At 43.8% G+C, this 9,816-nt stretch carries 7 protein-coding genes and 3 pseudogenes; 4 read left to right on the forward strand and 6 right to left on the reverse strand.

The features are described from left to right. Positions 1-134: 134 nt before the first annotated feature. Both O9332_RS10790 and O9332_RS10795 read left to right on the forward strand, forming a co-directional pair. Positions 135-341: pseudogene (locus O9332_RS10790) on the forward strand (DUF4164 domain-containing protein); the annotation flags it as partial. Positions 342-424: 83 nt separating this feature from the next. Continuing rightward, a complete protein-coding gene (locus O9332_RS10795; protein WP_288025436.1) occupies positions 425-709 on the forward strand; it encodes a DUF4164 domain-containing protein in 285 nt (94 codons plus the stop codon). A 143-nt stretch (positions 710-852) separates the two neighbouring features. On the opposite strand, the gene O9332_RS10800 is transcribed toward O9332_RS10795, so the two are convergent. Further along, complete coding sequence (locus O9332_RS10800; RefSeq protein WP_002761687.1) at positions 853-2,409, reverse strand: AAA-like domain-containing protein; 1,557 nt, start codon at positions 2,407-2,409, stop codon at positions 853-855. A 70-nt stretch (positions 2,410-2,479) separates the two neighbouring features. Continuing rightward, the gene (locus tag O9332_RS10805) at positions 2,480-2,764 is read right to left on the reverse strand and encodes a hypothetical protein (RefSeq protein WP_002761688.1); all 285 of its coding nucleotides are present in this window, start codon (positions 2,762-2,764) and stop codon (positions 2,480-2,482) included. Between the two features lie 175 nt (positions 2,765-2,939). Here O9332_RS10805 and O9332_RS10810 point away from each other — a divergent pair, with 175 nt between their 5' ends. After that, positions 2,940-3,530: a Uma2 family endonuclease gene (locus O9332_RS10810; protein WP_147069283.1), complete on the forward strand. Its 591-nt coding sequence runs from the start codon at positions 2,940-2,942 to the stop codon at positions 3,528-3,530. 37 nt (positions 3,531-3,567) lie between these two features. Here the strand turns inward: O9332_RS10810 and O9332_RS10815 are convergent. Then, positions 3,568-3,702 (reverse strand): annotated as a pseudogene (locus O9332_RS10815) (recombinase family protein); the annotation flags it as partial. Between the two features lie 390 nt (positions 3,703-4,092). Here O9332_RS10815 and O9332_RS10820 point away from each other — a divergent pair. Continuing rightward, positions 4,093-6,720, forward strand: a complete 2,628-nt coding sequence (locus O9332_RS10820; RefSeq protein ID WP_288025441.1) for a chloride channel protein — start codon at positions 4,093-4,095, stop codon at positions 6,718-6,720. Between the two features lie 8 nt (positions 6,721-6,728). On the opposite strand, the gene O9332_RS10825 is transcribed toward O9332_RS10820, so the two are convergent. The 3 genes and pseudogenes from O9332_RS10825 to O9332_RS10835 all read right to left on the reverse strand — a co-directional run. Continuing rightward, positions 6,729-7,109: a DUF1830 domain-containing protein gene (locus tag O9332_RS10825; protein WP_016516404.1), complete on the reverse strand. Its 381-nt coding sequence runs from the start codon at positions 7,107-7,109 to the stop codon at positions 6,729-6,731. Between the two features lie 525 nt (positions 7,110-7,634). Then, entirely contained in the window at positions 7,635-8,936 is a 1,302-nt protein-coding gene (hemL, locus tag O9332_RS10830) for a glutamate-1-semialdehyde 2,1-aminomutase (protein WP_002761693.1), read from the reverse strand. A 446-nt stretch (positions 8,937-9,382) separates the two neighbouring features. Next, a pseudogene (locus O9332_RS10835) lies at positions 9,383-9,641 on the reverse strand (zinc ribbon domain-containing protein); the annotation flags it as partial. Positions 9,642-9,816: the final 175 nt, after the last annotated feature.

The following is a 9,816-nucleotide window of genomic DNA, read 5'->3' on the forward strand; positions in this document are numbered from 1 at the left end:
TGAGGTGGTCAACTACCTAATTTTCAGGGAAAAAGTACCTGAATTTTCCCCCGATCCCCGCAATGGCTGGCACTTTTTGAGGGGAAAAAAGTCCAAAAGTCTTATCCAACAAGGTTTTTAGATTTATTCAGCAGACCCTAACTAAGCTAGAGATAGGACAATCAGAAATAAGAGGGGATATTAAAGCCCTAGATTCTAAAGTTATGGAAATAGAAAAGCGTATTGACGACCTGAATGTACGGGTGAATATTAGCAATAATGGGTTTCTTGGCATTGTCGAAATTTTGGTGACAGGAATACTAGGTATTCTGGGAAAAATCGTCTTTTTTCCTAATCCCTAAAAGTTATCCTTAGTCTTGCATATCGGCAATTTTGATGCCTTGTCGATTAGAGAAAAAATCAGCAAAAGTAGGAGTTTAGCAAAATGTCTAACGAAACCGTAACTTATTCCCTTGAAACAGTCCTGACAAGGATTGAGGGAAAAATCGACTCTTTACAAAGAGATGTTAATAAGCTAGAGATAGGACAATCAGAAATAAGAGGGGATATTAAAGCCCTAGATTCTAAAGTTATGGAAATAGAAAAGCGTATTGACGACCTGAATGCACGGGTTAATATTAGCACTAATGGGTTTCTTGGCATTGTCGGAATTTTGGTGACAGGAATACTAGGCATTCTGGGAAAAATCGTCTTTTTCCCTAATACCTAAAAGTTATCCCTAATGGTAATTCGTCCAGATTTGTTTACTCTACAATTTTCAAGGATACAGAGAAAAACAATCTGCAAAAATCCCTCTTTCCTTTCTCCTCTCTGCGACTGTAGCGCCTCTGCGTGAAACAAAAAATATAACAATCATGCCCTAATCACAGTAATTCTATATTGATTTTCTGTCACCACAACTTCAGTGGATAATCTTTCTTCCATTGGTAAAGCATTTTTCCTCCTATCAAAGATAAATAACCAACCAAAATCTAAACCCAAACGCCCTAAATAAGATTCTAATTGTTCAATTCCATCAGCTTGAGGATCGCGTTTTTTATCCCGCCATACTTTTAATTCAATCCCTAAAATTACATCTTTATAACTCAGACATAAATCCATTCTATCGCTACCAATTGCATATTCCCTTTCTAAAACTCCCCCACCATTCACCACACGATGTAAAAAAGCCATTAATACTATATGTGGGGCAATTTCATGGTAAGCAGCACTACTTAATAATGGTTCGACCTGTTGTCGCCAAAACTTGAGAAATGCTGTTAATAAAGCATCAATATTTAATTCACCTTTTGCCGTCAACCAACTAGGACTAATTAAAGGTAAACTGTCTTGAGTTCCTTGGAATAAAACGCGGGGAATTACTTCACGATAAATGGGATTAGAAATAACTAATCCTCCCCTTGGATCACGTCGTAATAGTCCTAAATCTATTAAATATTGGCGATCATCTGCTAGGGTATCGGGTAAGGTTTGCCCTGCTAAAATCGGTTCAATAATGTTTTTCACTCGTTTTTCTCTGAGTTTTTCCGCCAAACTATCTAAATGAGTATCCTGACGATTAATTAATATTTCTTTGGCTGTTAAAATATGTTCTTTGGTAATACCGATATTTCTATCTTTTACCATTTTTTCTACAATTTCTTTAGCTAAAGCATTGACTAACCAAGGTTGTCCTTGAGTTAAATCAAACGCTGTTTCTATAGCTTCTGGTGTGAAAATTTGTCCAGTTGCTGCTGTATGTTGTTGATATAATTCAACCACTTCTGCAAGATTAAAATTTCGCATAGTCAGAGAAGCAACTTTTATATTAAAAGGACTGGATGTATTTAATCTATCACTACCACCAGATGCTACTTTATAATCTCGCACATCTCGCAAACCAATTAATCCTACTGAGGTCGGGAAATTTTCTGGACGATTAGGAAAACCATCTCTTAACTGTCGTAAAACTGATATTAATGTTTGGTCTTGTAAAGAATCAATTTCATCTATAAATAATACTAAAGGTCGGTTTAAAGATTTTGCCCAACCTGTTAAAAAATCATTAATTCTATTTCCTGGTTCTTCCTGTTGCCATTGTTTAACAGGTGGTTGTAATTCTTTGGGTAAGCGGATATTTATTGTATTATACCAAGCTCTTAAAATCGCTAATTCTGCTGCACTGGGATCATGATTAAATGCACTTCCTACTTCCACTGACACCATGACTGCTGCATAATTTCCTGTATTAGTAAGTTGTTGTGCTAGAGCTAACATTGCGGTGGTTTTCCCTGTTTGTCGTGGTGCGTGAAGGACAAAATAACTACGTTGTTGAATTAGCTCCTCTAAATCTGGTAATCGTACTGTGGGAGAGAGCATATAGTGGATATCGTCTTTACAGGGACCGGCAATATTAAACCAGCGAGTCATAGAATTTTGGTAATGAGTGAACAATTTAAGTTTACACTATCTATAATTATGTTGGTATCAAGCAAGATTTTCACAGGTTATGTTTCTCCTTTAAATATTCCCATTTAGCTTGATCTGGATCAAAATCAGGAGGTGCAGGTTGGGTTTTCTCAAACCAGTTTTGCAAAACCTTGATTTTAGTTGGTCTTTTTGGTGTTTCTGGTGCTGGTTCAGTGGTTGGGGTTGTGGTATGATCAAGGGTATCTGTGGCTGCCCAAACTACAATTTCCACGTTTCTGGGGGGTAAATTCAGGGGTTGGGTAATCAGCAAGTTACCAGATTGATCAATTTTTCCTTTGAGTTTGTATGCTTGCATGATGTTTTTTTAGGACTTACGCAAGACGTGGCTGAACGCCTTATTCTTGCGTAGGGGTAATTCATGAATTACCCCTACTTTCGGTCTTTTTTGCGTAAGTCCTGTTTTTATGATAATCTATTTTTATATGATATCATGTTGAGCAAAATTCACTCTCTAAATTTGGGTTGAAATTATGATAACTACACTCATCGAACGAGAAGCAGAACCAATTTTAATTAGTGACCTAACCTGGAGAGAATTTAAAGCTGTTGAACAGCTAATTGAGCGCCCAGGGTTAAGGTTATCTTTTTTAGATGGAGTTTTGGAGATTAGAAAAATGCCAGGGAAAAAACAGGAAACTATCAAAAAACGTATTGCTTCTTTAGTAGAAATTTATTTAGAATTTTTGGAATTAGATTTTACTCCTACTGGTTCTGTCACCCTAGAAAATGAATTTGAAAAGGTTAAAAAAGAAGGTGATGAATCTTATGAATTGGGAGCAAATAGAAAACATCCTGATTTAGTGATTGAGGTGGTTGTTAGTAGTGGAGGAATTAATAAACTGGAAGCATACAAACGGTTACAAATTCCTGAAGTTTGGTTTTGGACGAATGATGAGTTATTGTTTTATAGTTTAGGAAATGAGGGATATGAAGCTGTTAGTAAATCGCAACTTTTACCGAGTTTAGATGTAGGTTTATTGCTGCGTTGTATTAATACAGAAAATCATGCTCAAGCACTGCGGGAATTTAGAGCAGGGATAAAAATTATTGAACCAACATAATTGGGGTCAACTAGAATTTTGGCTAATTGTTGGCGATTATCCCACTGCCTACTTCTTCGACAACTTTGTAGATTTTGTGGCCTCTAGCAACAGCATAATCTTTTAATCGGTCAGCTTGTCTATCTAGATTGTCTTTATTTTCGGCGCTGGAAACTCTTGCATAAGTGCCAGCTATCAAGTCGGGTTTTGAATGGTTGTCATCCGTTATGATAATTGTACCAGAAGGCAATTGATAGCCTGTTAAATTCCCTTGTTTCCACCACCTCCAAGCCGTTCGATAACTTATTCCTGTTTTTTTTGCCTAGTCTGATAGTTTCCTGTCCACATATTGCCATGCTTGACTATATCTGATTATATTTCTCTTGAAACTTTAAAATACCCTCCGCTCAAAGACAGGGACAACCTTTGATCCTAGCCCATCGATAGAAAAACTACTATTAGGGCCACTGGTAGCAACAAGGTGAACGGTGACAGAACTTAACGGCCTATGATTAAAGAAACGAGGAATCAGAACCCTAAATAAATCCTCGCTCCGCCATTGCCTTGATTCTCCCTGATAATTATGGGACTTTTTGCCCGTCACCAAAACCTCCGTCAGTGGTTTAAATCCCAACACTTCGGACGTAGCGCGACTGATAGTCGCTATGCTTTACTGGTAGCCTGTTTAATCGGAATTCTCTCCGCCCTTGCCGCTATTATCCTGAAATTGGGTATCGGTTGGTTAGGTGGTTGGCGGGTGCATCTAGTAGCCAATTCCTCTCCTTTCCTAGTTTTGCCCCTCGGCGGTTTTCTGCTCGGTTACAGTGCCGGTTGGATTGTCGAACACTTCTCCCCCGCGGCCGCCGGGGGTGGTATTCCCCAAGTAAAAGCGGCCTTAGCTAAATATCCTTTGCCCCTGTCTTGGCGGGTCGCCCTAGTAAAAATGATCGGGGCGATCCTGATCCTTGGCGGTGGTTTAACCCTTGGTCGTCGCGCCCCCACGGTACACATCGGGGCGGCCCTAGCGGCCCAGTTAAGCGTCTGGCTGCCCACCAGTCCTGATCACCGTCGTCAGATGATCGCAGCCGGGGCAGCCGCGGGGTTAGCGGCCGGTTTTACTACTCCCATCGCCGGCGTCCTCTTTGTGATCGAGGAATTAATGCGCGATGTCTCCAGTATGACCCTAGAAACGGCGATTGTGGCTTCCTTTACCGGGGCCGTGGTTTCAATGATGCTGCAGAATACCCCCTCAATGATCACTGAATATGCCGATATTAGCTTCTCTGCCCAAGAAATCCCCATTTATTGCCTTTTAGGGGCTTTAGCGGGCTTATTGGGGGCTTTATTCAATCAAGGCATCCTTTTTTGTAGCCAGCTGCAGCGGCGTTGGCGGTTATCTCTAGCTTGGCGCATCGGTCTGGTCAGCTGGTTATCGGGAACGGTAGTGGCCTTTTTACCCGACTTTTTTCGAGATAATACGGGTTTACGGGAATTTTTGCTGGCAGGGGAATTAAGTTGGCAGAATACCGCCCTCGCTTTTGTGGTCTATTTTTTCCTGACGATGATCTCCTATAGTTCTGGCGCTCCGGGAGGACTCCTCGCCCCCGCTTTGGTGTTGGGCTCCTGCTTGGGGTTTCTGGTGGGGGGAATCGAGACGAAAATGATGGGTTTCGGCAGCGAAGCTAGTTATACTTTAGCCGGTATGGGGGCTTTTTTTACGGGAGTAGTCAGGGTTCCAGTAACGGCGATCGTGATTGTCTTTGAACTGCATCGCAATTTTAATGTTGTGCTGCCCCTGATGTTGACCTGTGCCGTTTCTTATATCACTGCCGAAAGCATTCACCCCGGTTCCCTCTATCAGCATTTACTTTCCGCTAGTGGCATTATTCTCAACGAAGAAACCCCTGCTAATGATGTGTTGGCCCATCTGTCGGCTATAGATGTGATGCAATCCCAGGTGGAAATTCTGGCGGCAGATTTACCCCTGGGGGAAGTGGTGAAAATTATGTCCCGTTCCCATCATCGCGGTTTTCCCGTGGTGGAACAGGGGCGACTATTGGGGATTTTTACCCAAAGTGATCTGGATAAATGGCGATCGAAAAACAGTCAAACAGTCCTACGGGAGATCATGACTCCCAATCCGATTACTGTGGCCCCCCAGGCAGCTTTAAGCGATGTTTTATTTCTCTTAAATCGCTATCAGCTTTCCCGTTTACCTGTTACCGACGGTCAAAAACTGGTGGGGATCATCACCCGCACCGATATTATTCGGGTGGAAGCCGATCAATTGGGGGGAGTTTGTCAACTGCCCCAACCCAGTACCCCTTCCTATGTGGTTTATCAAACTCGTTCCCCGGCCGTGGGAATAGGCCGGATTTTGTTACCCATTGCCAATCCCGACACCGCTACCGCTTTGTTTAAAATTGCTGCTGCGATCGCCCGTCAACGCAATTATGAAATAGATTGTCTCTATGTGATTACTGTGCCTCGTCTTAGTTCTCCGGCGGAAGTAAAGGTAGATACGCGGGAAGGACGCAAATTACTTCATCGTCTGGAAAGATTAGCCCGACGGCAGAATATCTCTGTTCATACACAAATTTCCGTGGCTCAGGATATCGCCGACGGGATTTTGGCGACGATTCGCGAACGACACAGCAATTTATTAATTATGGGTTGGACGGGGGAAAAATCCACCACCGGGGCGATTTTCGGGTTTTTAGTCGATACTTTGATTGCTGAAGCCCCCTGTGAAACCATCTTGGTAAAATTGGGGACAAAGGATTGTTTTCCCAACGATCTTAATCGGGAAAGGATTTGGCTGATTCCCACCGCCGGCGGTCCCAATGCCCAACGCGCTTTAGCATTATTGCCTAGTTTGCTGTCTTTGTCCGAGTCTTCGGATCATCCCGAACTTTGGTTATGTAAAATCTATTCCCCGACGGAGTTACTGCCAGATCTGTCCACTTTGGAAGTTTTACAAGCATCTTTACAGAAAGCGATCGCACAGCCGATTGTGCCTTTACCGATTCGTTCGGCCTCTCCGGCCGAGGCGGTGATTCATCTGGTAGAATCGGAGGATTGTTCCTTGGTGCTTTTGGGTGCATCTAGGGAAAGTTTGCTCAATCAGTTCTTAAATGGCAATATCCCCTCAACGATTGCCTGTGCCGTTAATTGCACTGTGATTCTCGTGCGAGGGGAATTATCAGATTAGTTGATTAGCTAGGCGGAAGCTAAACTTAAACCGAAGGGTACGGTATTGTCAATTTTCGCCCCTTGACTTTCCTCTAGGGAATGGGGATAAAATATTTCCCCCTCTAGTTGACCATCGGAGTCATCGTCATCCCCATCGCTGATATAAAGGCGTTCACAGGGGATGTTATCGGAAAGGATGGCACTGGCCATCATCCCCGTATGAATCTCTAAGAAAGCATCCGCTAGGGTCTCAAATACTAAACGCTGCCCGGGGAAAACCACCCTTTCAAAATACCAGTTAGCAATATTGGTGATGCGAACAATTTGAATATGATTGGTCGCATTGACATAGCAACAAAGAATACTATTTTTCTTGCCGTTGGGGAGGGGATCGAGAATCTGTGCCATAGCAATTGGGGTGATCTTAAAGTGTGTTTCTCATCGCTCCTTCACCCTAACATCCTTTGATCCCCAATAGCTGTAAAGATGATTACATTACTCTGATAAAAATCTACCCATCGCTCTTTCTGGTGATAGAAAGCGGTTTTTATTAAAAAATCATTAAATTTAACTAATGCCTAGTTTTGGCTATTTGTCAAGGGGGGAACCCCGTTTTTTTTGCTGTTTTTCTTGATTTTTTGCTGGGCTATTTATCGCTCAATTTTGTTAACGGTTTCAGGATTATAAAAACCGAGGTAATTTTTGTCAAGTTAGATACCGCTTGCTCATGGTCTCCTCCATCTGGTTGACTAAAAAGGGTCGGCCTGTGGTTAGACTGATAGGTTTGACAGTGCTGGGGAGAATAATCCCTCGATTGTTCGGGGTTTCTCCGCAAATTTCCCCGGAGAATCCCCGTCTTTTGCAAGCGGGGAAATGTCAACTCATCAATCTTGGGACTCTATCAATCAATTTTCCCAGTCGAAGCGGCATTAACTATAAACTTGCTAAAACCTCCTTAGCGGCGGCCAAAGTCCGTTCGATATCGGCCTCTGTGTGAGCTAAAGAAGTAAAACCAGCTTCAAACTGGGAAGGAGCTAGATAAACGCCTCTTTCCAACATTCCCCGGTGAAAACGACCGAATTTAGCCACATCGGCCTTTTTGGCATCTTCATAGTTATGTACGGGGGAGCCAGTGAAAAACATTCCGAACATGGCGCTAATATAACCTCCAGAAACGCTGTGACCAGCATCTCTGGCCACTTTCAGCAGCCCTTCAGTTAAGGATTTGGTCACTTTATCGAGATATTGGTAGGTGCCGGGGCGCTGGAGTAACTCGAGGGTTTTAATTCCTGCTGTCATGGCCAAAGGGTTGCCGGATAAGGTTCCCGCTTGGTACATCGGGCCGGCCGGAGCCACCATCGCCATAATATCGGCCCGACCGCCGTAGGCCCCCACCGGCAGCCCACCGCCGATAACTTTGCCCAGGGTGGTTAAATCGGGGGTAATGCCGAATTTTTCCTGAGCGCCACCGTAGGCGATGCGAAATCCGGTCATTACCTCATCAAACATTAATAAGGCTCCGTATTCCTTGGTTAATTCCCGCAATCCCTCTAAAAAGCCAGCATCCGGCACGATAAAGCCGGCATTACCCACCACTGGCTCTAAAATCACCCCGGCGATCGAGTCGGGATTTTCGACAAAGAGGGCTTTGACCGCTTCCAGGTCATTGTAGGGGGCGGTTAAAGTGTTGTTAGTGGTGGTTTTGGGAACCCCCGGCGAGTCGGGTAGGCCCAGGGTCGCTACACCAGAGCCGGCTTTAACGAGGAACATATCGGCGTGACCGTGGTAACAGCCCTCGAATTTGATGATTTTATCCCGGCCGGTAAAAGCCCGCATTAAGCGCAGGACGGACATACAGGCTTCGGTGCCGGAATTGACAAAACGCACCATTTCAATGCTGGGAACGGCATCAATCACCATTTCAGCGAGAATATTTTCCTGAACACAGGGAGCGCCGAAACTGGTTCCTTTGTCTAGGGCATCGTGTAGGGCGGCAATCACTTCGGGATGGGCATGACCACAGATAGCCGGCCCCCAAGTTCCCACATAGTCGATGTATTCGTTACCGTCCACGTCGCGAATATAGGCCCCTTTGACGCTTTCAAAAACGATGGGTTGACCACCGACGGATTTAAAGGCCCGCACGGGGGAACTTACACCCCCCGGCATTAATTTTTGAGCGGCTGTAAAGATTTCTTTCGATTTTGTTGTTTGATACGAAGATGTGCTAACCAATCCTGTCTCCTTGTCTATTTGAGTCTATCGGTTTCGGGGAATGCCCGGAGCTTTGTTTTGTTAACTTCCTGCTGCTTGTTCCATTTTAAAGATCACTGGCCTACATTTGACGCAATTTTTCCCTAGGAAGAGCGCTGGTCGGCTCAAGTCTCGCTCTTCTTGACTTATAGCTTGATGGTTAACAGCTGATGTAATTGGCTGAGAAAGGGTAAAAATTTCACTGTTGACAATTTTTCCACAATCTTTTCAGAATGGCCAGAAAAACCTAGCAATGGGCGAAGTTATTGCTATTGATAGATTTTAGCCCGGAAAGAGCGATCAAAAAAAGCTCAGGTTTTCCACAGATTTTCCACAGGGGAATTCTTGCTATTATTTCTTAGCGTACAAAAAAACTATTCCTGCTTTGACATCCTCACCGCCGTAAAACGGACGGCGATTCCCAAACCTCACGATTTAGGTTTCTGCTTCTTTCCCTTGCGGGGTTCCGCACCTGCCTTAACAGATTTACTCTGTTCTGGTCTTATGGTCGCTCTACAGACTGACACCGCAAGCCCTGCGGCCAAAATGTTTTTACTAGCGTTAATATCTCGGTCATGGTGAGTCCCACAGTCTGGACAGTCCCATTCTCGAACATTTAACGGCATTTTCAAGGGCAATATACCCGCAATTACTACACCTTTTAGAGCTAGGAAACCATCTATCTAGGGTCTGCTGAAAAAGTTTTTCCTGGTGGCAGGGCGTGGGGTGTGGGGTGTGGGGTTTTACCCATTTTCACCTGGTCAATTACCTAATTTTCAGGCAAAAAGTCCCGGAATTTTCCCCTCAATCACTGCAAGGGTCGGGACTTTTTGAGGTCAAAAAAGTCTAAAAGCCTTATCCA

The organism is Microcystis sp. LE19-10.1B, assembly GCF_027530565.1.
GTDB lineage: Bacteria > Cyanobacteriota > Cyanobacteriia > Cyanobacteriales > Microcystaceae > Microcystis > Microcystis aeruginosa.

What these genes read in the sequence shown, in the direction of transcription:
- O9332_RS10795 (WP_288025436.1), top strand. Translation starts at nt 425, where the DNA reads ATGTCTAACGAAACCGTAACTTATTCCCTTGAAACAGTCCTGACAAGG.
- O9332_RS10800 (WP_002761687.1), bottom strand. Translation starts at nt 2,409, where the DNA reads ATGACTCGCTGGTTTAATATTGCCGGTCCCTGTAAAGACGATATCCAC.
- O9332_RS10805 (WP_002761688.1), bottom strand. Translation starts at nt 2,764, where the DNA reads ATGCAAGCATACAAACTCAAAGGAAAAATTGATCAATCTGGTAACTTG.
- O9332_RS10810 (WP_147069283.1), top strand. Translation starts at nt 2,940, where the DNA reads ATGATAACTACACTCATCGAACGAGAAGCAGAACCAATTTTAATTAGT.
- O9332_RS10820 (WP_288025441.1), top strand. Translation starts at nt 4,093, where the DNA reads ATGGGACTTTTTGCCCGTCACCAAAACCTCCGTCAGTGGTTTAAATCC.
- O9332_RS10825 (WP_016516404.1), bottom strand. Translation starts at nt 7,109, where the DNA reads ATGGCACAGATTCTCGATCCCCTCCCCAACGGCAAGAAAAATAGTATT.